Source organism: Streptomyces vinaceus (genome assembly GCF_008704935.1).
In the GTDB taxonomy this organism is placed as follows: Bacteria; Actinomycetota; Actinomycetes; order Streptomycetales; family Streptomycetaceae; genus Streptomyces; species Streptomyces vinaceus.
Window position 1 is genome coordinate 5,759,170 of the sequence record NZ_CP023692.1, and the last position, 21,914, is coordinate 5,781,083.

16 protein-coding genes are annotated in these 21,914 nt (G+C 74.1%); 11 read left to right on the forward strand and 5 right to left on the reverse strand.

The annotated features are described in order from the left end of the window. Nucleotides 1-286: 286 nt before the first annotated feature. Complete coding sequence (locus tag CP980_RS25985) at nucleotides 287-1,978, forward strand: MFS transporter (RefSeq protein ID WP_150529195.1); 1,692 nt, start codon at nucleotides 287-289, stop codon at nucleotides 1,976-1,978. Between the two features lie 106 nt (nucleotides 1,979-2,084). Further along, nucleotides 2,085-3,254: an acyl-CoA dehydrogenase family protein gene (locus CP980_RS25990; RefSeq protein ID WP_099893564.1), complete on the forward strand. Its 1,170-nt coding sequence runs from the start codon at nucleotides 2,085-2,087 to the stop codon at nucleotides 3,252-3,254. Nucleotides 3,255-3,315: 61 nt separating this feature from the next. On the opposite strand, the gene CP980_RS25995 is transcribed toward CP980_RS25990, so the two are convergent. Then, complete coding sequence (locus CP980_RS25995) at nucleotides 3,316-3,765, reverse strand: cell division protein SepF (protein WP_132760479.1); 450 nt, start codon at nucleotides 3,763-3,765, stop codon at nucleotides 3,316-3,318. 282 nt (nucleotides 3,766-4,047) lie between these two features. Between CP980_RS25995 and CP980_RS26000 the strand changes: the two genes are divergently transcribed. From CP980_RS26000 to CP980_RS26015, 4 genes are all read left to right on the forward strand, one after another. Then, the gene (locus tag CP980_RS26000) at nucleotides 4,048-5,391 is read left to right on the forward strand and encodes a DUF5685 family protein (RefSeq protein ID WP_150529196.1); all 1,344 of its coding nucleotides are present in this window, start codon (nucleotides 4,048-4,050) and stop codon (nucleotides 5,389-5,391) included. 94 nt (nucleotides 5,392-5,485) lie between these two features. Then, the gene (locus CP980_RS26005) at nucleotides 5,486-6,343 is read left to right on the forward strand and encodes a DUF1684 domain-containing protein (protein ID WP_132760478.1); all 858 of its coding nucleotides are present in this window, start codon (nucleotides 5,486-5,488) and stop codon (nucleotides 6,341-6,343) included. Nucleotides 6,344-6,491: 148 nt separating this feature from the next. Next, entirely contained in the window at nucleotides 6,492-7,367 is an 876-nt protein-coding gene (locus CP980_RS26010; RefSeq protein ID WP_123515180.1) for a S1 family peptidase, read from the forward strand. A gap of 129 nt (nucleotides 7,368-7,496) precedes the next feature. After that, a complete protein-coding gene (locus tag CP980_RS26015) occupies nucleotides 7,497-8,270 on the forward strand; it encodes a hypothetical protein (RefSeq protein WP_150529197.1) in 774 nt (257 codons plus the stop codon). Between the two features lie 56 nt (nucleotides 8,271-8,326). Here the strand turns inward: CP980_RS26015 and CP980_RS26020 are convergent, their stop codons facing one another. Together CP980_RS26020 and CP980_RS26025 are read right to left on the reverse strand one after the other, a co-directional pair. Next, nucleotides 8,327-9,187, reverse strand: coding sequence for an alpha/beta fold hydrolase (locus CP980_RS26020; protein WP_229907188.1), 861 nt, complete (start codon nucleotides 9,185-9,187; stop codon nucleotides 8,327-8,329). A 425-nt stretch (nucleotides 9,188-9,612) separates the two neighbouring features. Continuing rightward, entirely contained in the window at nucleotides 9,613-10,170 is a 558-nt protein-coding gene (locus CP980_RS26025; protein WP_150530359.1) for a TetR/AcrR family transcriptional regulator, read from the reverse strand. A gap of 242 nt (nucleotides 10,171-10,412) precedes the next feature. Here CP980_RS26025 and CP980_RS26030 point away from each other — a divergent pair, with 242 nt between their 5' ends. Further along, the gene (locus CP980_RS26030; protein WP_150529198.1) at nucleotides 10,413-11,837 is read left to right on the forward strand and encodes a purine-cytosine permease family protein; all 1,425 of its coding nucleotides are present in this window, start codon (nucleotides 10,413-10,415) and stop codon (nucleotides 11,835-11,837) included. Nucleotides 11,838-11,886: 49 nt separating this feature from the next. Beyond that, nucleotides 11,887-13,536 carry an amidohydrolase gene (locus CP980_RS26035; RefSeq protein WP_150529199.1) on the forward strand — a complete coding sequence of 550 codons (1,650 nt, stop codon included), beginning with the start codon at nucleotides 11,887-11,889 and terminating at the stop codon, nucleotides 13,534-13,536. 178 nt (nucleotides 13,537-13,714) lie between these two features. On the opposite strand, the gene CP980_RS26040 is transcribed toward CP980_RS26035, so the two are convergent. After that, nucleotides 13,715-14,809, reverse strand: a complete 1,095-nt coding sequence (locus CP980_RS26040; RefSeq protein WP_150529200.1) for a YhgE/Pip domain-containing protein — start codon at nucleotides 14,807-14,809, stop codon at nucleotides 13,715-13,717. Between the two features lie 178 nt (nucleotides 14,810-14,987). Between CP980_RS26040 and CP980_RS26045 the strand changes: the two genes are divergently transcribed. The 3 genes from CP980_RS26045 (at nucleotide 14,988) to CP980_RS26055 (ending at nucleotide 20,549) form a co-directional block, all read left to right on the forward strand. Then, a complete protein-coding gene (locus CP980_RS26045) occupies nucleotides 14,988-18,476 on the forward strand; it encodes a DNA polymerase III subunit alpha (protein ID WP_150529201.1) in 3,489 nt (1,162 codons plus the stop codon). Then, on the forward strand, nucleotides 18,473-19,462 hold the full coding sequence (locus tag CP980_RS26050; RefSeq protein WP_150529202.1) for a DNA polymerase Y family protein: 990 nt from the start codon (nucleotides 18,473-18,475) through the stop codon (nucleotides 19,460-19,462). Before CP980_RS26045 ends, CP980_RS26050 begins: the two co-directional genes overlap by 4 nt. Before the next feature lie 226 nt (nucleotides 19,463-19,688). Continuing rightward, nucleotides 19,689-20,549 (forward strand): esterase/lipase family protein, encoded by an 861-nt coding sequence (locus tag CP980_RS26055; protein ID WP_150529203.1) that lies wholly within the window; start codon nucleotides 19,689-19,691, stop codon nucleotides 20,547-20,549. Nucleotides 20,550-20,611: 62 nt separating this feature from the next. Here the strand turns inward: CP980_RS26055 and CP980_RS26060 are convergent, their stop codons facing one another. Next, on the reverse strand, nucleotides 20,612-21,640 hold the full coding sequence (locus CP980_RS26060; protein WP_150529204.1) for a lytic polysaccharide monooxygenase: 1,029 nt from the start codon (nucleotides 21,638-21,640) through the stop codon (nucleotides 20,612-20,614). Between the last annotated feature and the right edge of the window lie 274 nt (nucleotides 21,641-21,914).

The window sequence follows — 21,914 nt, forward strand, 5'->3', positions numbered from 1 at the left end:
GGTGGCGCCCCTGTGTGCCCGTGGCGCAGAACCACGGGTCGTGACCACGCGTGTACGCGGGGGAGCGCAGAGGGGAAGGGCGGGGTGAGGCGAGTGGCGCACACCACACCGCGGTCGCCGCCGCGGTGAGAGCTTGGCCACGTGTCGGACACACGAACTCGCGTACGCTGACGCTTCACTCGCGTGTCGATGCCGGACCCCGTAGGACGCCGCCCCAGTGCACCACCCCCGTGGCTCCGCAAACGCTGGTCCGCCGAGTGCGAGCGATCATCTGGGAGGTACATGCATGTCGGGGACGAACGCGGCCTCCTTCCGGCTGCGGCTGCGAGCCGCCTCCGGCGGGGCCAACCGCTGGCTCGTCCTCGCGGTCCTGTGCGTCAGTCTGGTCCTCGTCGCGCTCGACGCGACGATCCTGCACGTCGCCGTCCCCTCCGTCACCGAGGACCTGCGCCCCGGCTCGATCGAGCTCCTGTGGATCGTCGACGCCTACCCGCTGGTCTGCGCCTCCCTGCTGATCCTCTTCGGCACCCTCGGCGACCGCGTCGGCCGCCGCCGGATACTCCTGCTCGGGTACGGGCTCTTCGGCGCGGCCTCGGCGCTGGCCGCCCTGGCCGACAACGCCCAGGTACTGATCGCCGCCCGCGCGCTGCTCGGCGTCGGCGGCGCGATGATCATGCCCGCCACCCTGTCGATCCTGCGGCAGGTCTTCCCCGACCGGCGCGAGCGGGCCCTCGCCATCGGCATCTGGACCGCCGTCGCCGCCATCGGCGCGGCCAGCGGACCGGTGCTCGGCGGCTTCCTCGTCCAGCACTTCTGGTGGGGTTCGGTCTTCCTCATCAACATCCCGCTCATGGCGCTGATCCTGCCGCTCGGACGCTGGCTGCTGCCGGAGTCGCGCGGCACGGCCGAGGGGCCGTGGGACGTGGTCGGCGCGCTCATGGCCGCCGCCGGCGTGCTGGGCTTCGTCCTCGGCGTCAAGCGGATCGGCGCGGAGCGCCGGCTCCTCGACGCCGAGGCGCTCGTGCCGCTGCTCGTGGGCGCGGCGCTGCTGATCTTCTTCGTACGACGGCAGAAGAGGCGCACGCACCCGCTGATCGACATGCGGATGTTCTCGCGGGCCGCGTTCTCGACCTCCGTCGGATGCATCGTGCTCGCGATGCTGGCCCTGGTCGGGCTGGAGCTGATCGCGGTCCAGTACCTCCAGCTGGTGCTGCACCTCAGCCCGCTGGAGACCGGGCTGCGGCTGCTGCCGCTGACCTTCGCGGCCATGGCGGCCGGGGCCACGGGGTCGTACACGCTGGCCCGGATCGGGCCGCGGACGATGGTGTCGCTCGGCTTCGTGCTGACGGCGTTCGCCGTGCTGATGCTGACCTTCATGGGGCAGCAGGACCGGCCGGTGCTGCTCACGGTCGGGTTCATCCTGCTCGGCTTCGGGCTGCAGACCACGCTGTTCGCGGCGTACGAGTCGATGCTGAGCGAGGCCCCGGCGGCGACGGCCGGCGGGGCGGCCTCCATAGGCGAGACCTCGTACCAGCTGGGCGCCGGGATGGGCATCGCCCTGCTCGGCAGTGTCATGAACGCGGCCTACGCGCCGGGGCTGACGCACGTGCCGGGGGTGTCGGCGGCGGATGCAGCGGGGGCCGCGAACTCCCTGGGCGAGGCGTACCAGATCGCGGGGGCGCTCGGAGGCGCGGCGGGGCAGTCGCTGTACGCGGCGGCGCGGCATTCGTTCGTGCACGGGCTGCACGTGACGCTCGTGGTCAGCGCCGCCCTGCTGCTGGCGGGGGCGGTGATGGCGCTGAAGCTGCCGCGGGTGATGGAATGCCCGGACGCTGCCGAGCGTGACGGTGGCGCCGAGCCGGTCCGCCTCCCCGCCCAGGCGGGTTCCGAATCCGCGCGGGTCCCGGCGGCGACGCCGGCGTCCGACCGCGACCGCGGTCGTGATCACGGCCGCGATCCGGCCACCCGCCCGGCCTGACGCCGCCTTCCCAGCCGCGCGTGCAGGTGGGGGTGGACCGCGGGGCTCCGCGCCGACAAACTTGCAGCGCTAGGTTTCGTACCGCCGGTCCGCACCAGGAGGCGCCGTGCCCTTCGTACCCACCGATCCGCTCGGGATCGACGAGCTCCTCGCGCCCGAGGACCTCGCCATCCGCGACACCGTGCGCGGCTGGGCCGCCGACCGCGTACTGCCCCACATCGCCGGGTGGTACGAGAGCGGTGAGCTGCCCGGGATCCGGGAGCTGGCCAGAGAGCTCGGTGCGCTCGGGGCGCTCGGCATGTCGCTGGAGGGGTACGGCTGCGCCGGCGCCTCGGCGGTGCAGTACGGGCTCGCCTGCCTGGAGCTGGAGGCCGCCGACTCCGGGATCCGGTCCCTCGTGTCGGTGCAGGGTTCGCTCGCCATGTACGCGATCTGGAAGTACGGCTCCGAGGAGCAGAAGCAGCGCTGGCTCCCGGGCATGGCCGCCGGCGAACTGATCGGCTGCTTCGGGCTGACCGAGCCCGACGTCGGCTCCGACCCGGCCGCGATGCGCACGTACGCGAAGCGCGACGGCACGGACTGGGTCCTCAACGGGCGCAAGATGTGGATCACCAACGGCAGCGTCGCGGCCGTGGCCGTGGTGTGGGCGCAGACCGACGAGGGGATCCGCGGGTTCGCCGTCCCGACCGACTCGGCCGGGTTCTCCGCGCCCGAGATCAAGCACAAGTGGTCGCTGCGGGCCTCGGTGACCAGCGAGCTGGTCATGGACGACGTACGGCTGCCCGCGGACGCGGTGCTCCCCGGGGTCACCGGGCTCAAGGGGCCGCTGGGCTGCCTCAGCCACGCGCGGTACGGGATCATCTGGGGGGCCATGGGCGCGGCGCGCGCCAGTTTCGAGGCCGCGCTCGACTACGCGAGGACGCGCGAGCAGTTCGGCAAGCCCATCGGCGGCTTCCAGCTGACCCAGGCGAAGCTGGCGGACATGGCGCTGGAACTCCACAAGGGCATCCTGCTCGCCCACCACCTGGGCCGGAGGATGGACGCGGGCACCCTGCGGCCGGAGCAGATCAGTTTCGGCAAGCTCAACAACGTCCGCGAGGCCATCGACATCTGCCGCACCGCGCGGACCATCCTCGGTGCCAACGGGATCTCGCTCGAATACCCCGTCATGCGGCACGCCACGAACCTCGAATCGGTGCTCACCTACGAGGGCACCGTCGAGATGCACCAGTTGGTGCTGGGCAAGGCGCTCACCGGGCTCGACGCCTTCCGGTGAGGATCCCCCAGCTACTTCCCCCGGACTCCGTCCGGGGGGACCCCCAGAGGTACCCCCAGGCTCAGCTCTGGTTGAAGAAGTCGCGCGAGCGGCCGGCGGGCTCGCCGCTCACGATCTGGGTGTCGGCCGGGGTCAGCAGGAAGACCCTGGTCGCCACCCGCTCGATCGAGCCGCGCAGGCCGAAGGTCAGGCCGGCCGCGAAGTCGACCACGCGCTTGGCGTCGGCCGGGTCCATGGACGACAGGTTCACGATCACCGGGACGCCCTCGCGGAACAGCTCGCCGATGCCGCGCGCGTCACGGAAGCCGTCCGGGGTAACCGTCGCGATCCGCCGGCCCTGCTCGACGGCCGACTCCGAGGCGACCTTGACCCGGGGGTCGGTGACCCACTGGTCGCCGGGGCCCGAGACGGAACCCTGAGCGGCCTCCGTGTAGTCGTCGTCGTAGTAACGCTCGTCGTCGCTGTCCTCCACGAGACCCAACCAGGCACTCGCCTTGCGTACCGAACCCATGGACGCCTCCTTTCACCGCGGTCAGTCGTCTTCTCTCCGCTGCCCCTATGGTCGTCCATGATGCTGACAACGCGCCAAGTGGATAGCCGCCGCGCAGGGTTTTCGTGACGGTACTGGTGCAGAACATCCGTTGCACCGTCAAGCCTCCCGGCGGCTACCGCTGCTGACTGAGTGAAAATACGACCGCCGCCGCCGTGTGGGTGAACCACGCGGACGTCCGGGTGAACGATCCCGCTCGATACGATGCGCATCACGCACGCGTATGACACACGGGGGACCGTTTTGTTCGGCATCGTCAGACCCTGCACGCACCGGCTGGGGGAGCGCTTCAAGACCGAGTGGATGGCCCATCTCTGCGGGCTCTGCCTGGCACTTCGCTCGGACCACGGCCAGTTCGCGCGGATCGTCACCAACTACGACGGGCTCCTCGTCTCCGTTCTGACGGAGGCTCAGTCGGGACCGGCACCCGGCTCGCGCCGCACGGCGGGGCCCTGCCCGCTGCGCGGGATGCGGACCGCGGCGGTGGCCAAGGGGGAGGGTGCGCGGCTCGCGGCCGCCGTCTCGCTCGTCCTGGCCTCGGCCAAGGTACGGGACCACGTGGCGGACCGGGACGGTCTGTTGGCCCGCGCGCCGATCGCCGCCGCCGCGCGCAGGGTGGCGCGCGGGTGGGACCGGGCCGGGGCCCGCACCGGAGCCTCGCTCGGCTTCGACACGGCGGTCCTCGTCGACGCCGTGGACCGGCAGGAGGGCATCGAGACGCTCGCCGGCCCCGGCACGCCGGTGCTCGTGGTGACCGAGCCCACGGAGACCGCGACCGCCGCCGCCTTCGCCCATACCGCGCAGCTGGCCGGACGGCCGGGCAACGCCCCCGCACTCGCCGAGGCAGGCCGCTATTTCGGGCGCCTCGCCCACCTGCTGGACGCCGTCGAGGACCAGGCCGCGGACGCCGCCGCCGGCGCCTGGAACCCGCTGACGGCAACCGGGACCCCGCTCGCCGAGGCCCGCCGGCTGGCCGATGACGCCCTGCACGGCATCCGGCTGGCGCTGCGCGAGGTCGAGTTCGCGGACGCGGGGCTGGCCCACCGGCTGCTGGTGCACGAGCTGAAGACCTCGGTGGACCGGGCCTTCGGGGTCAGCGGCTGCGGACACGCGGGCGGGCTCGCGGGCGGGCCCGCGGGCATGAACGCCGCCGGGCAGGGCGGCCACGGGGCGCCGCCGCAGGGTTACGGACCGGGCCAGGCGGGCCCGTACGGCAGCGGCCCGTACGCCGGCGCCCCGTACGACGGTCGGGGCGGCCAGGGCGGAAACCCGTACGGCGGGAATCCGTACGGCGGCGGTGCGGGCGGGCCCGGCGGACCCTGGCTGCCCGGGCCGCCCGGGGGTCCCGGCGGCCTGCCGCCGCAGAGGCCGCGCCGCGGGCTGCTCGCGGGCTGCGCCGTGTCCATCGGACTGTTCTGCACCTGCCAGCTGTGCTGCACGGAGCACGAGGGGCCGTGGTCCCGCAAGAAGCGGGATCCGTGGTGCGACGCCTGCGAGTGCTGCGAGAGCTGTACCGACTGCAACGGCTGCTGCGACTGCTGCAACTGTGACGGCTGCTGCTGCGACGGGTGCGGCTGCGACTGCTGATTCCGCGCGGGGCTGAGGGGTCGTCAGATGCGCACGGGGCCGGACGGCGTACAGGGAGATTCCCGTCCGGGCCCGTGTGGAAGGGTTGAGCGGCATGAGCGATGACGCAGACGGCGCAGATGGTGCAGATGACGTGGATGACGCAGACGATCCGAAGGCCGCCTGGCGGACCTGGCACGAGCACCGGGTGGCTTCCGTGTCCGCCCCCTACGGCCCCCTGTCCCTCATCGGCACCCACTGGCTCTCGGACTACCCGGAAGGTCGAATTCCGGCCGTTCCGGGGCGTTGGCGCGCCACCGAGGGCGGGGTGGCGCTGAGCGCCTCCGCCGAGGACGGCCTTAGCCTCGACGGCGAGCCCTTCACGGGCGACGCCGTACTCGCCGCCGACGAGGCCCCGCCCGCGCGCTCCCGGGTCGCCGCCGCCCGCGAGCTCCGGATCACCGTGATCCGGCGCGAGGGAGAGTGGGCGGTACGGGTCTTCGACCCCGGCTCCGCGGCCCGCCGCGCCTTCGCCGGCATCGAGGCCACCCCGTACGACCCGGACTTCGTGCTCCCGGGGCGCTTCCGGCCGTACGGCGAGGACCTGACCGTCCAGGTGGCGAACGCCGACGGGCGGGAGCGGGGGCTCGGTCTCGGCGGTGAGCTGAGCTTCGCGTACCGGGGCGCCGAACACACCCTCCAGGTCGCCGTCGACGAGGACGACGGCAGCCTCTGGGCCGTGATCGGCGATGCCACCGGGGGCGGCTCCAGCTACCGCTTCCGCTTCCTGAGGCCCGGGGTCCCGGACCCTGTGGACGGCTCGATCACCGTCGACTTCAACCGGACCGTGCTGCCGCCCTGCGCGTTCGCGGACCATTTCATCTGTCCGTTCCCGCCCCCTGGGAACACCCTGCCCTTCGAGGTCTCGGCGGGCGAGCGGAGGCTGAAAGATGCCCTTGCCGCCCGAATCTGACGCCGAGACACTCCCGACAGCGCCTTCCGGGGGCTTGTCAGGGGCACGACGAAATCCTGTGCGCCCGCCGTACCCCCGGCTGCGCCTCACGGGCTCCGGCGCCCCCCACTGTCCGCCGGGCCCCCGATCCCTCCCGGGAGGACGAGAAGTGAGGATCAAGAGCATCACCCGTACCCGGCTGCTCGCCGTGGCCGCCGGCCTGGCGGCCGTCGCCGGGCTCGCCGCCCCCACCGCGGCGAGCGCGGACAGCGGCTTCAGCGCGGCGCGGCTCGCCGCGGCCGGAGCCTCCGTCCAGCGTGCCGACGTCGCCGGCACCGCCTGGTACACCGACCCCGCCAGCGGAACCCTCGTGGTCACCGCCGACTCCACCGTCACCGCCGCGGACCTCGCCAGGATCCGCAGCGAGGCCGGAGCCGACGCCGCGGCCCTGCGCATCGAGCGCACCCCCGGCAAGCTGCGCAAGCTGATCTCCGGCGGCGACGCCATCTACACCTCGGGCTGGCGCTGCTCGCTCGGCTTCAACGTGCGCAGCGGGAACACGTACTACGTGCTGACCGCCGGGCACTGCACCGACGGCGCCGGCACCTGGTGGACGAACTCCTCGCACACCACCACCGTCGGCTCGACCGTCGGATCCAGCTTCCCGACCAACGACTACGGCCTGATCAAGTACGCCAGCAGCTCGCCGGTGCCGCCCGGCACCGTCGGCAGCCAGGACATCACCAGCGCCGCCAACGCCACCGTCGGGATGTCCGTGACCCGGCGCGGCTCCACCACGGGCACCCACGGGGGCTCGGTGACCGGCCTCAACGCCACCGTCAACTACGGCGGCGGCGACATCGTCTACGGCATGATCCGCACCAACGTCTGCGCCGAACCCGGCGACAGCGGGGGCCCGCTCTACTCCGGCACCCGCGCCATCGGCCTGACCTCGGGGGGCAGCGGCGACTGCACCTCGGGCGGAACCACCTTCTTCCAGCCCGCGGTCGAGGCCCTGAACGCCTACGGCGTGAGCGTGTACTAGCGTCCGTCGCCGGCCCGGACGGGCGCGCCGCGCCCGCCCTCGTGCCCACCGGGACAACCCGGCACAATCATGAGCCCCCGCCCGAACTCCCGGGCGGGGGTCCGTGGTTGAAGGAGTGAGGTGGCGCTCATGAACAACAGCGCACCATCCGGCCGGCCCGTGGCCGTTCCCGTCTCCGACGCGCAGCGGCGCATCCGGCGCAATCCATGGCTGTTCACGGCGCCCCTGGTGCTGCTGTGTCTGCTGGTCGCCATCCTCGTCTGGGAGGTCGTCCGCGGGAACCTGTCCGAGGCGACCCGCGCCCACTGGCCCTGGCGGCTGCAGCTGATGCCCGAAGAGCCCCTGGCGAGTCTGCTGGCCGTGGCGGCCGGCGCCGTCGTGGCCCGCGCCCAGTACGCCCGTACGGTCCGGCCCATGCTGGGGTGGCGCTCCGAGTACGTGGCGGGGGAGCTCCCCGGCGAGTCCAAGGCCTGGAGCACGGGAGTCTTCAACGGGGGCCAGCACAACGTGGGAGTGCACCGCGTCGACTACTTCGTGGTGAGGGACGGCGACGTCCTCGACGGTCCGGTTCCGGAAGACGCCTGGCTGAGCCTGCGCGAGACCGGTGAGCGGCTGGCGGCGGTGGGGCTGCGGCCCGCGAGGGACTACCGCCTGGTCTGGCTCGGGACGGGATTCCCGCTGGTGGCGACCGGTACGTACGAGACCATATCCGTGGGGGTGTTCTCGAAGAGGTTCATCGAGGAGGTGCGGGCGCTCCACCTGCGCATCCAGGTGGTGGACAGCGTCGGGGACACGCACGAGCGGATCCTCGACTGCCTCAAGGGGGCCCGCGAGCCGGTGGCCGCGCCCGTGGAGCAGGGTCCGGCGGCACCGGCCGCCGTGCCGGTACCCCGCTTCCCTTAGCGTCCGCCCGTGGCCGGTGCGGACGGCGCCCGCCGTACGGGCACCGTCGCCCGGCCTCAGTGGAGCCAGTCCAGCGCCGCGGAGAGTGCGTACTGGGCCGCGAAATGGCCGGCTCCCGGTTCGAGCACCGCCGTGCTCCGCCCGATGTGCTCCGCCAGCCAGTGGAAATGCCCCACCGGCGAGAACACGTCCTCGGCGCCGTGCCAGAGCAGCACCCGCCCGGTGATCCCCGCCGGCTCGAACCCCCAGGGCCGGCAGAACGCGAGGGAGTCGTCCAGCCAGCCGTACGCGGAGGTGCGCAGCGCCTCGCGGTGGGTGGCCAGGACGGACCGGCGTACCCGCTCGTCGGCCAGGACCTCCAGGTCGGCGGCGGGGAGGTCGGCGCGCAGCTCTTCGAGCAGCCGGCCCGGATCGCGGCGTATCGCCTCGGCCCGGGGCGCCAGGCGCCGTTCCAGGGCCGCCGGATCGCTGTCGGCGAGGGTGTAGTGCTCCACGTTGTACGGGGTCATGCCGGCGAACCAGTCGAGTCCGGCGCCGTCGCGGGGTGCGAGGCCGACCAGGCAGGCCGCCGCCGTGACCCGGCCGGGGAGCAGGGCCGCGCAGGCGAGCGCGTGCGGTCCGCCTCCGGACCGGCCGACGACGGCGAAGGCGTCGATGCCCAGGGCGTCCGCGACGGCCGCGGAATCGGCGGCCGCGTCGGCGACCCGTCGCCCCGGCGCCCGGTCGGAGTCCCCGTAGCCGGGCCGGTCGTAGGCGAAGAAGCGGACGTGCGGATGGCGCTCTGCGGCGTCGTCCAAGGCGACGCCGAGCCGGCTGCCCGGCATGCCGTGGTGCAGCAGGACCGGTGAGCCGTCGGGAGCCCCCCATTCCCGCACGATCAGCTTCCGGCCGCCGTCCCGGCCCACTTCGGTGCGCACCACGGTCCCCTCCCGTTCGCCGCTCTTTCGATGGAAGCACGGTGCGCCGGGCAAGGGGAGCGAGGAGTTCCCGCCATGCAGGCGAACGAGATGGCGAACGGGCTGGTCGCCGGCCGCGTACGGGGAGCTCGGGCGGCTCGCCGTCGAGGAGATCGGGCGATCGTCTTCGCCTTCCACCGCTCCGCGCAGCGGTGTTCGGCCGAGGGCGTCCGGATCGTGCGCGACGCCGCGCGCGGCCGGTGCCTCCGCCGACTGCGTGCAGGGGGTCGAGCAGCCCTCGACGGAGGCCACCGGCGCCCTCAACGCGGAGGGGGATCCGGGCGCCTGACCCCCCGTCGTCGAGAGCGGCGCGGGGCCGCCCGGGTGCGAACGTCCCGCGCGGGCCTGCGCCGCGCCCCGTCCAGAGGTGCGGGACGGCGTACCCCTCAGGTGTGCGGGACGAGCAGGGCCGCCGCCGAGCGGGCCCGTTCCAGGGACGCGGCGCGGTCGGCGCCGCGCTGCCCGAGCACCACCCGGGTGCTCAGGCCGTCCAGCAGCGCGAGCAGCTCCGAGGCGCGGGCGGGCACGTCCAGGGCGGCGGCGAAGCGGCCCTGGTCCACGCCCTTCGCGAGCAGGGCCTCCAGGTCGCGCTGCCAGCCGTCGTCGATCTCCTGCTGGGCGGCGCGCAGGTCCTCGTTGGCGGGGGTGCGGGCCCACAGTTCGATCCACAGGGTCCAGCGCGGGTCGCGCGGTCCGCGCGGCAGGTACAGCTCCAGGAAGAGCGCCAGCTTGCGGTGCGCGGTGACCCGGCGGGCCAGCAACTGCGTCCGCTCCGCGGCGAGTCGGTCCTCGCTCCAGCGCAGTGCGGCCAGCAGCAGTCGGTCCTTGCTGCCGAAGTAGTAGAGGATGTGGCCGCCGCTGGTGCCGAGCCGCTCGGCCAGCGCGGACATGGTGAGCTCCGCGAGCCCGCCCTCGGCGATCGCCGCCATGGCCTCTTCCAGCATCCGCTCCTGGGCGATCCGCCCGTCGCGCCGCCGCGCCGACCCGGTCGCGCCGCCCGCCGGCCCCGCCGCCCCGGTTGCTCCCGCCGCTCCCGCCACCCCTGCCGCCTTCCCGGTCTTCGTGGCCCGACCTTATCCCGGACAGGGTCTTGACGCGGTCCCGATCGGCGGCGCATCTTGAATGCCATTCAAGAACTTAGAACGTCATTCAAGGTTCAGCGGGTCCACAGTCAGGGGTACGGCGCATGACGCAGCAGGACGCGGCACGGGACGCGACGCAGGACACGACGGCCGACGTCGACGAGGTGTTCCGGGTCGAGACCCATGGCATCGACCCCATCCCCGACGCCGAGCGGCACGGCGGCGCCCAGGACCTCTTCTGGCTCTGGTTCGGCTCCAACCTCACCTTCACCTACGTGATCAACGGCGCCCTCGCCGTGGCCTTCGGCCTCTCCTTCTGGCAGGCCACCTCCGTCGTCGTGATCAGCGGACTGTCCTTCTTCGCGGTCAGCGTCGCCGGGCTCAGCGGCATCCGCACCGGCACCGCCACCCTCGTCATCTCCCGGGCCGCCTTCGGCGTCCGCGGGAACTTCCCGGCCGGCGTCCTGAACTGGGTGGTGAGCATCGGCTACACCATCGTCAACACCGTGGTCGGCACGCTCGCCCTGGAGGTGTTCTTCGCCGAGGTCGGCCTCGGTGGAGGCGCGGCGGTACGGGCCCTCGCGCTCGGGATCACCCTCGCGCTCACCTTCGCCGTCGCGATGTGGGGCCACGCCACCGTGCAGTTCGCCGAGCGCTGGATGGCCTACGTCCTCGCCCTCGGCTTCGGCGCGCTGCTGGTCTTCCTCCTGCCCGGCGCCGAGACCGGCGCCCCGGCCGGGGCCGGGGCCCCCGGCCTGTCCGGCTGGAGCCTGGCGTTCGTCGTGATGCTGGCCGGGCCCTTCTCGTACCTGCCCATGCCCGCCGACTACACCCGCTACCTGCCCCGGACCACCTCGCTGAAGTCGATCACCTGGATGGGGGCGCTCGGCGGGTTCGTCTCCTCCGTCGCCCTCGGCGTCGCCGGGGTCGCGGCCGCCACCCAGACCGACATGACCGACGCCGTCGCGGGGGCCGAGAGCCTGCTCCCGGGCTGGTTCAAGCCGGTCTTCCTGGCCCTCGTCCTCGGCGGCTCCGTCACCAACTCGATCATCACCCTCTACTCCTCCAGCCTGAACCTCCAGGTCCTCGGCATCCCGTGGAGCCGCGCCCGCGCCATCGTGATCAGCGCCGCGGTCACCGCCGCCGGATCGCTCGCCGCCCTCTTCCTGACCGACTTCACCACCTCCCTGCTCTCCTTCCTCTCCCTGCTGATCATCGTCTTCGCGCCCTGGGGCGGGGTCTTCCTCGCCGACATGCTGCTGCGCCGCTGCCGCTACGACTCCGACGCGCTGCACGCCGGGAGCGCGGGCGGCTACTGGTACCGGGCCGGCTACCACCCCGCCGGGATGGCCGCGCTGCTGGCCGGCATGGCCTTCGCCGCGCTGACCTGCGACTCCGAGCTGTGGACCGGCCCACTGGTGGCCCCGCTCGGCGGCGCGGACCTGACCCTGCTCGGCTCGGTCGTCTCGGGGCTCACGTACTGGGTCCTCGTCCGCCGGGTGCCCGGCGCGTACGTCCCGGCCGCCTGACCCCCGTACCGCCACCTCCCCCAGCCCCCTCTGCACAGGAGCACCACCCATGCCGCACCCCTTCCCCGCCGACCTGCTGCTCACCGGAGCCCGGATCCACACCGTCGACCCGGACCTGCCCGAGGCCGAGGCCCTGGCCGTGTCCGACGGCCGGATCGTCTGGATCGGCCCGGACGCGGAGGCCGCCGCCTGGTCGGGCCCCGACACCGAGCGGATCGACGCGGGCGGCCGGCTGGTGCTGCCCGGTTTCATCGACGCCCACAACCACGTCCGGCTCGGCTCCGACGACGCCTGCGTACAGCTCGCCGGGGTCCGCACCCTGGAGGCGATCCTCGACCGGATCGGAGCCTGGCGGGAGGCCCACCCGGAGGCCGGGTGGATCGAGGCCGAGGCCTTCGACTACTCCGCGATCCCGGGCGGCCGGATGCCCACCGCCGCCGACCTGGACCCGGTCACCGGCGAGGTCCCGGCGATCGTGCTCTCGTACGACGTGCACACGGCCTGGCTGAACACGGCCGCGATGCGCCGCCTCGGGGTCACCCGGGACCGTACGGACCTGCCCTTCGGCACCGCGGCCGTCGACCCGGAGACGGGCGAGCCCACCGGCTTCGTCAAGGACTTCGCGATCAAGGGGCTCTCCCGGGACGGCCACCGCGCGCTGCGCGAGCTCGGCGTGCCGTGGGCCTCGCCGGACCGGCAGTACGGGCGCCTCGCCAAGAGCCTGGACGACGCGATCGGCTTCGGCATCACCACGGTCGTGGAGCCGCAGAACTCCCTCGACGACCTGGAGCTGTACGAGCGGGCCCGCGCCGAGGGCCGGCTGCGCTCGCGGATCGTGGCCGCGCTGTTCCACCCGCGCGGTACGACCGAGGAGGAACTCGACGCGTTCGCGGCGGCGGCCCGCAGGTACCCGGGGGACCGGCTGCGGGTCGGGCCGCTCAAGCTCTACATCGACGACGTGGTCGAGCCGCGCACGGCCGCGCTGCTGGAGCCGTACACCGGGTGCGGGGCGCACCGCGGCGAGACCTTCTACCCCGCGGAGGAGTTCGCGGAGCTGCTGGCGCGCCTGGACGCGCGGGGGTTCCAGTGCTTCGTGCACGCCACGGGCGACCGGGGCATCCGTACGGTCCTGGACGCCGTCGAGCACGCCCGTACGGTCAACGGGCCGCGGGACGCGCGCCACCAGGTGGTGCACGTGGAATGCCTGGACCCGGCGGACGTGCCGCGCTTCGCCGGGCTCGGCGTGGTGGCCTGCATGCAGCCGAGGCACTGCGCGCCGGAGATCGCCGGGCCGGGCCAGGACTGGGCGGAGAACGTGGGGGAGGAGCGCTGGCACAAGGCATGGCCGATGCGGAGCCTGGCCGAGGCGGGGGCGGTGCTGGCGTTCTCCAGCGACTGGAACGTGGCCGAGATGGACCCGATGGTCGGGATCTACACGGCGGTCACCCGCCGCCCGCTCGGCGGCGGCGACCCGTGGCAGCCGGCCGAGACGGTGGACGTGGCGACGGCGGTGTACGGCTACACGATGGGCTCCGCGTACGCCAACTTCCTTGAGGAGGACCGGGGTTCGCTGACGGTGGGCAAGGCGGCGGACTTCGTGGTGCTGTCCCGGGACATCCTGGCCGTGGCCCCGGAACGGATCCCGGGCACGGTGGCCGAGACGGTGGTGGTCGCGGGAGAGGTGGTCCACAGGGCCTGAGGGTGCCGGGGGCGTCTGGGACGTCAGGGGCGTCCGTGCCGGGCCCGGACGCGCCGGTCAGGTCTCCGGGTGCTCCTCCGGGGCCAGGAAGCGGCCCATGGGGAGCACCTGGCGGCCCCAGGTGCTCGGCGTGATCTGCCCGGCGCGCGGCCGCTGCCGCAGCCTTGGCCCGGGGCGCTCACCGGGTCGTCGCCCCCTCGCCGGCCGGCGCGTCGTCCGGGAGCCCGCTGCCCACGGCGGCTCCCGGGCGGCCCTTGCGGAAGACCGCGCAGGCCACGGTCACGGCCGAGCCGACCACCGCCCAGGCGGCCAGCACCAGCATCGGCCCGGCCGCGGCGTTGCCCTTGAAGTACGCGATCGAGCGCGCGGCGTACGTGCCCGCACCCGGTGGCAGGGCCGGTCCGATGGCCCGCCAGAACGGCGGCAGCAGCGGGTACGGGTAGGCGCCGCCCGCGCTCGGGTTGCCGAACACCACCACCACCAGGATCGCCAGGCCGATGCCGACGACGCCCGCCACCCCCTGGAAGGCCAGGGTGATCGCCCCGACCGCGAAGACGACCAGGGTGCCGAGCCCCCACAGGGCCATGATGCCGCCCGGCAGCGCACCCAGGACCGGGCCCGCGATGACGGTGCCGAGCAGCCCGGCGGCGATCGAGTAGAGCAGCAGCGCGCCGAGCCGGATGAAGGCGCGGTGGGAGTTGGCGGGGCGGGCGCCGGCGCTGATCGCGAGGATCGCGGCGCACAGGTAGCCGCCGACGCACCAGCCGATGACGAGGTAGAAGGCGCTCAGGCCGCGCGCGTCGCCCGCCGCGGCCGGGGCCACGTCGACGACCCGGACGGCCCGGCCCCGGGCCTGCTCGACGCGGCCGACCACCTGTTCGAGGGCCTGGGAGAGCGAGGTGCCGGCGCCGCTCGCGACCAGCAGCCGGTCGGTCGGGCCGGCCGGGTCGATGACCAGTGCCCCGTCCACGTCCCGGTTCTCCACCTCCGCCCTCGCGGCCGCCTCGTCCTGGGCCGCGTGCGGGTCGAGCGGTTTCCCGGGCAGGTCCGCGAGCTGCTGTACGGACTGCTCGGCGACCGGCCGGGCGGGGGCGGCCACGGCGATCGGGATCTCGCTGGGCTTCGGCTGGTGGAAGGCCCCGATGTACGAGGTCACGAAGGCGAGCTGGAGCGCCAGCACCCCCAGGAGCAGCAGGGCGGCCCGGACGGTCACGGCGTCCTTGACCTCGGCGAGGAACCCGGCGGGCGGAGGCGGGGAGGTGGGCTGGGTCATGTCTCACACGGTCGGCGTACGGGGGGTGGGGCGCAGCAGGGACGGGCCGAATGGATGACGGGGCGGGAGGCGGCCGGACCAGCGGGTCTTTCGAACGAATGTTTCGCACGGGTATTCGAATTGCTCTATGGTGGAGACGGGGGTGGTGTTCACGTTCGAGCGAAGCAGGAGGCCGCGGGTGCCTGGTTTTACGCATCTGCACACCGTTTCGGGGTTCTCCATGCGCTACGGAGGCTCCCACCCCGAACGGCTGGCGGAACGCGCCGCCGACCGGGGCATGGACGCCCTCGCCCTGACCGACCGCGACACCCTCGCGGGCGCCGTCCGGTTCGCGAAGGCCTGCGAGAAGGCCGGGATCCGGCCGCTGTTCGGGGTCGACCTGGCCGTGTCGCCCGCGGCCGGTCCGGCGGGGCCGGGGGGCTCCGCCGGACCGGGCGGCCCCGGCGGCTCCGGCGAGGCCTCCTACCGGCGGCGGACCCCCGTCGTCGGCGGCGCCTTCGTCGACGAGTCCGCGCCCCGGGCCACCTTCCTCGCCCGGGACGGCGCCACCGGCTGGGCCGAGCTGTGCCGCATGGTCACCGCCGCCCACGCCCACGCGGGCGAGGGCCCGCCGGCGCTGCCCCGGACGGAACTGCGCGGCGAAGGGGTGTACGTACTGCTCGGGCCCGGTTCCGAGGTGGGGCGGGCGCTGGCCGCCGGCCGTCCGGACCGGGCCGCCCGGCTCCTCGCGCCCTGGCGGGAGGTCTACGGGGACTCCCTGCGCCTGGAGGCCGTCGACCACGGCCGCACCGGCGCCGGCCCCGGCTCGCTGCGCCTGGCCGCCCGTACGGTCGGCTTCGCCGCCGAGCAGGGCGTCCCGGCCGTGCTGACCAACGCCGTCCGGTACGCCGACCCCGGCCAGGGCCCGGTCGCCGACGTCCTCGACGCGGCCCGCCGCCTCGTCCCCGTCGACCCCCGCCGTCTCGACGGCGGCGAGCGCTGGCTCAAGGACCCCGGCGCCATGGCCGAGGCCGCCGACCGGATCTGCCGTGCCGCGGGCCTGCGCCCCGCCGACGCGCGCGGGCTGCTCGCGCAGACCCGGCGTACGGCCGAGGCGTGCGCGGTGGACCCCGAGGACGACCTCGGCATCGGCTCCGTGCACTTCCCCGAGGCCCACCTCGTCGGCGCGGCCCACCGCACCGCCCAGCGGGTCCTCGCCTCCCGGGCCTCCGCGGGCATGGTGCTGCGCGGGTACGCCGACGACCGCAGGTACTGGGAGCGGATGCACCACGAGCTGGACATCATCGCCTACCACGGGTACGCCTCGTACTTCCTGACGGTCGCCCAGGTCGTGGACGACGTACGGGAGATGGGCATCCGGGTGGCCGCCCGCGGCTCCGGCGCCGGCTCCCTCGTCAACCACCTCCTCGGCATCGCGCACGCCGACCCCGTCGAACAGGGTCTGCTGATGGAGCGCTTCCTGTCCAAGCGCCGCCACGTCCTGCCCGACATCGACATCGACGTGGAGTCCGCCCGCAGGCTGGAGGTCTACCGGCGGATCATCGACCGCTTCGGCACCGAGCGCGTCGCCACCGTCTCCATGCCCGAGACCTACCGGGTCCGGCACGCGATCCGCGACGTCGGCGCCGCCCTGTCCATGGACCCGGCCACCGTCGACCGGCTGGCCAAGGCCTTCCCGCACATCCGGGCCCGCGACGCCCGTACGGCCCTGGCCGAACTCCCCGAACTGCGCGACGTGCGCGGCGAGGAGCACGGGCGGCTGTGGGAGCTCGTCGAAGCACTGGACGCGCTGCCGCGCGGGATCGCCATGCACCCGTGCGGGGTGCTGCTCTCCGACGCCTCGCTGCTCGCGCGCACCCCCGTGGTGCCGACCAGCGGCGAGGGCTTCCCCATGTCCCAGTTCGACAAGGACGACGTGGAGGACCTCGGGCTGCTCAAGCTCGACGTGCTGGGCGTACGGATGCAGTCCGCGATGGCGCACGCCGTCGCGGAGATCCGGCGCGGTACGGGGGAGGAGCTCGACCTGGACGACCCGGCGCAGGTGCCGCCGGGCGACCCGGCGACGTACGAGCTGATCCGCTCGGCCGAGACGCTGGGCTGCTTCCAGATCGAGTCCCCGGGCCAGCGCGACCTGGTGGGCCGGCTCCAGCCGTCGACCTTCCACGACCTGGTCGTCGACATCTCGCTCTTCCGGCCCGGGCCGGTCGCCGCCGACATGGTGCGGCCGTTCATCGAGGCGCGGCACGGACGGGCCCCGGTCCGCTTCCCGCACGCGGACCTGGCGGACGCGCTGCGCGAGACGTACGGGGTGGTGGTCTTCCACGAGCAGATCATCGAGATCGTGCACGTCATGACCGGCTGCGGACGCGACGAGGCGGACCGGGTGCGGCGCGGGCTCTCCGATCCCGATTCGCAGGCGCGGATCAAGGTGTGGTTCGCGGCGAAGGCGGGCGAACGGGGTTACTCGGCCGAGGTGATCGGCCGGACTTGGGAGATCGTCGAGGCGTTCGGCAGCTACGGCTTCTGCAAGGCGCACGCGGTGGCCTTCGCCGTACCCACGTACCAGTCGGCGTGGCTGAAGGCCCATCACCCGGCGGCCTTCTACGCCGGGTTGCTGACCCACGACCCGGGGATGTACCCGAAGCGGCTGCTGCTGGCGGACGCGCGGAGGCGGGGCGTGCCGGTGCTGCCGCTGGACGTGAACCGCTCGGCGGTGGCCCACCGCATCGAACTGGTGTCCGATGCCGGGGCTCCGCCGGTATGGGGGCTCCGGCTGGCCCTGGCCGACGTCCACGGCATCAGCGAGGCGGAGGCCCGCCGGATCGAGGACGGCCAGCCGTACGGATCGCTGCGCGACTTCTGGGACCGGGCGCACCCGGGCCGGCCGGTCGCGGGGCGGCTCGCGCAGGTCGGGGCGCTGGACGCGTTCGGCGCCAACCGGCGCGACCTGCTGCTGCACGTGGCCGAACTGCACGGCGCCCAGCGCTCGGCGGGATCCCGGCCGGGCGGCGTCCAGCTCCCGCTGGACGGCGGCCGGGCCACGGCCCCCGTCGGCCTGCCCGACCTGAACGAGGCGGAGCGGCTCAGCGCGGAGCTGGGCGTGCTCGGCATGGACGCCTCGCGCCACCTGATGGGGGACCACCAGGACTTCCTCGCGGAGCTGGGGGCGGTCCCGGCCCGCAGGCTGCGCGAGGTCGAGCACGGCCGTACGGTGCTGGTCGCGGGGGCCAAGGCGGCCACCCAGACCCCGCCGATCCGGTCCGGGAAGCGGGTCGTCTTCACCACGCTGGACGACGGGACCGGCCTGGTCGACCTGGCCTTCTTCGACGACAGCCACGAGGCGTGCGCGCACACCGTCTTCCACTCGTTCCTGCTGCTGGTGCGGGGCGTCGTCCAGCGGCGCGGGCCGCAGAGCCTGAGCGTGGTCGGCGAGGCGGCCTGGGACCTGGCCGAACTGGTGGAACTGCGGGCGTCGGGAGGCCTGGACGCGGTCGCGGCCCGGCTGGCGGAGCCGCTGCCGGGCGACGGGGGCGCTGCCGGTCCGGGGCGCCGCATCCACCTGTCCACCGGGTACGAGATGAACGCGTGGGCCGACCTCCAGCCGGCCGGCGACCGCGCCGCCACCGGCCGCAAGCTGTGGCACTCCAGCCCGGGGAGCGCGGGATGACCCCGGCGGGCGGCGTCCTGCACGTACGGTGCGTCGGCGTGCTGACCGAGGAGGGGTACCGCGAAGTCCTGGAACTGCTGCGGGAGTTCTCCCCGACCGTGCAGGCCCTGCCGCCCCGGGCGGCGCTGGTGCAGGTACGCGGCGCCCGGCGGTACTTCGGCGCGGACGCCGCCCGGATCGCCGAACTGGTGCGGCTGCGCGCGCTCGCCCGGCTCGGCACCGACGTACGGATCGGGGTCGCCGGGACCTGGGCGGTGGCGGCGACCGCCTCCGCCCGGGTGCCCGGGCCCGGCGGGGTCCTGGCCGTGCCCGAGGGCGGGGTGGACGGCTTCCTGGGGCCGCTGCCGGTGGAGGCCCTGCACGGCATCGGCCCGAAGCAGGCGCAGGCGCTGCGCGGGTACGGATTGCACACGGTCGGCGCGGTCGCGGCCGTCTCCCCGGGCACCGTCGAACGGATCCTGGGCCAGCGGGCGGGCCGGCTGGCGGCGGAGCGCGCCCGCGGGATCGACCCGCGCCCCGTCACCCCGAAGGACCTGCCCCCGTCGGCCGCCGTCCGCAGCGGTTTCACCCGGCACGAGCTCGACGGCCCGCACGCCCGGGCCGTGCTGCTCGCCCTGGTGGTCCGCCTCGGCGCGGTGCTGCGCGGGCGCCGCCAGGCCGCCCGGGCCCTGTCGCTGACGCTGCAGTTCGCCGGCGGCACCCGCTGGGAGCGGACCCGGCGGCTGCCCGAGGCCTCCGGGCACGACGAGGACCTGCGGGCGGCGGCGTACCGCCTGCTGGACGCGGCCGGGCTGCAACGGGCCCGGCTGACCGGCATGGTGCTGCGCGCCGAGGACCTCACGGACGCCGGGCGGGCGCCCCTGCAGATCTCGCTGGACCCGGTCCGCGAGGCCCGTCTGACGGTGGAGGCGGCCGTCGACCGCGCGAACGCCCGGTTCGGCCCGGGCACGGTCCGCCCGGCGGCCACCTTCCGCCGCGCGGCCTAGGCGTACGGCCGGCGCGGCGCGGCGAAGCGCGGCGAGGCGCACCGGCCGAGCCGGGCCTATTACCTGACGTACGGCGTGCTTCTGTCGGCGGACACGGATTTTTTACTGACGCGTAACTTCCAAGTCTTGCTACTCGCCCGTAATTTGGCGGGAACGCAGCACCCTTGTGATCCGGATCACGGGACGAACCCCCACGTATTTCCCTGACCCGCAAGGAGATCACCCGATGCTGCCCTGGCGACGCCTGCTCCGCCCGCTGGCCGTCCTCACCCTCGCCGCCGCCGCCCTCGTCGCCCCCACCGGCGCCGCGCAGGCCGCGTCCGCACCCAGCAGCGGCTGGAACGACTGGTCCTGCAAGCCCTCCGCCGCCCACCCGCGCCCGGTCGTCCTCGTCCACGGAACGTTCGGCAACTCCGTGGACAACTGGCTCGGGTTCGCGCCGTACCTCGTGCACCGCGGGTACTGCGTCTACTCGCTCGACTACGGGCAACTGCCCGGCGTGCCCCTCTTCAACGGCCTCGGCCCCATCGACAAGTCGGCCGGGCAGCTCCAGGGGTTCGTCGACAAGGTGCTGGCCTCCACCGGGGCCAAGAAGACCGACCTCGTCGGCCACTCGCAGGGCGGCATGATGCCGAACTACTACCTCAAGTTCCTCGGCGGCGCCCCCAAGGTCAACGCGCTGATCGGGCTCGCCCCCGACAACCACGGCACCACCCTGGACGGGCTCACCCAGCTGCTCCCGTACTTCCCCGGCGCCGAGGACCTGATCAGCTCGGCGACCCCGGGGCTGGCCGACCAGATCGCCGGATCCCCCTTCATCACCCAGCTGAACGCGGGCGGGGACACCGTCCCCGGGGTCCAGTACACGGTCATCGCGACCAAGTACGACGAGGTCGTCACGCCCTACCGGAGCGCCTTCCTCCAGGGGACCGGCGTACGGAACGTCGTGCTCCAGGACCTGTGCCCGCTCGACCTCTCCGAGCACGTGGCCATCGGTCTCACCGACCGGATCGCCTGGCACGAGGCGGTCAACTCCCTCGACCCGGCGCACGCCACCCGCACCACCTGCGCGTCGGTCTTCGAGTGACGCGCAGCCGGTGCGGGCGAGAGGGGTGAAGCGGTCCCAGTGGTCCTAGCGTTCCAGCGGTCCTAGCGGCCGTGACGGCCCGGCGTCGTCGCACGGCGCCGGGCCACGCCGAACAGCACGGCCGCTCCGACGGCCAGCACACCCGCCCCGGCGATCGCGATCGCCGGGGTCGCGGCGCTGCCGCCCGTCTCGGCCAGGTCGGTGCCGGCCGGGGACTGGGACCGCCCGGGGACCGGGTCGAGGGCGGTGCTGCCGTTCGTCTTCGGGTCGTTGTCACCGTGGCCGTTGTGCTCCACGGTGGACTTGCTCTCGCCGTCGGCGATCTGCTGGTCCGTCGGGGCCTTGGGCGCGTCCGAGGGCTTGGCGCCGGGCACCGTGCTCGGCTTCGTGCTCGGGGTGGTGCCGGCGCCGCCGTTCGCACCGCCGTTGCCCCCGCCCCCGCTCCCGCCGTTGTCCTTGCCGAACACCACGTCCGAGCAGGTGTAGAAGGCCTCCGGGCTGTCGGAGCGCTGCCAGATGCTGTAGATCAGGTGCCGGCCGGACTTGCCCGGCACGCTGCCCGAGAAGACGTAGTCCCCGTTCTGCATGCCCGGGTCGGTGGCCTTGGCGAACGGGGCCGGCTCCAGGTCCGACCACTTCAGCGGCTTCGACGGGTCGTAGCCGTCCTTCGTGATGTACAGCTCGAAGGACCCCTTGTGCGGGGCGGTCCCCTTGTACCGGAAGGTGTGCGCGCCCGAGGTCATCGGGCTGGCCGGCCAGTCGGCGCGGGCCAGGTCCAGGCCCCGGTACTTGTCGTTGCCGGCGGAGCAGAGCTGCCCGTTCGGGATCAACGACCGGTGGTTGCCCGCCGCGTTGGCGATGTTCACCGCGTTCCAGTCGTAGAACGCCTGCGCGCCGCTCGCCGCCACCGCCGCCTTGCAGGCCGCGGACTTCGGCGACTCCGGCCCCTCCGCGTAGCAGGCCGCCACCCGGCTGACCGGGTCCGTCATCGAGCCGTGCGCGGCTGCCGGCCCGGCGGCGTACGCGGCCACCGCGAGCGGGGCGAGGCCGGCTGCGGCGATGCGGGTCACGGTGCGGCGGCGTGCGGGCATGGGTGGATCTCCTTCGGGCGGCGATGCGGGCACCACGGTCGTGGGCGCGGACGGGAGCCGGGCCGGGCGGCGCCGCCCCCCGTGGGTCCGACGCCGCCCCGTGCCCTCCTCGGCCCCGCCAAGCTAGCCGCCCGCACCCCCGCCGCCACCCCTCCGAGCCCCCTCCCGAAGATCCTTAGGGCGCGCTTAAGGCACCGGTAAGCAGCACCTCAGGAACAGGCCCCGCGGAGCCTTCCCAGCCCTCCTCGACGCCTCTTCGCGCCCACTCCGCCGC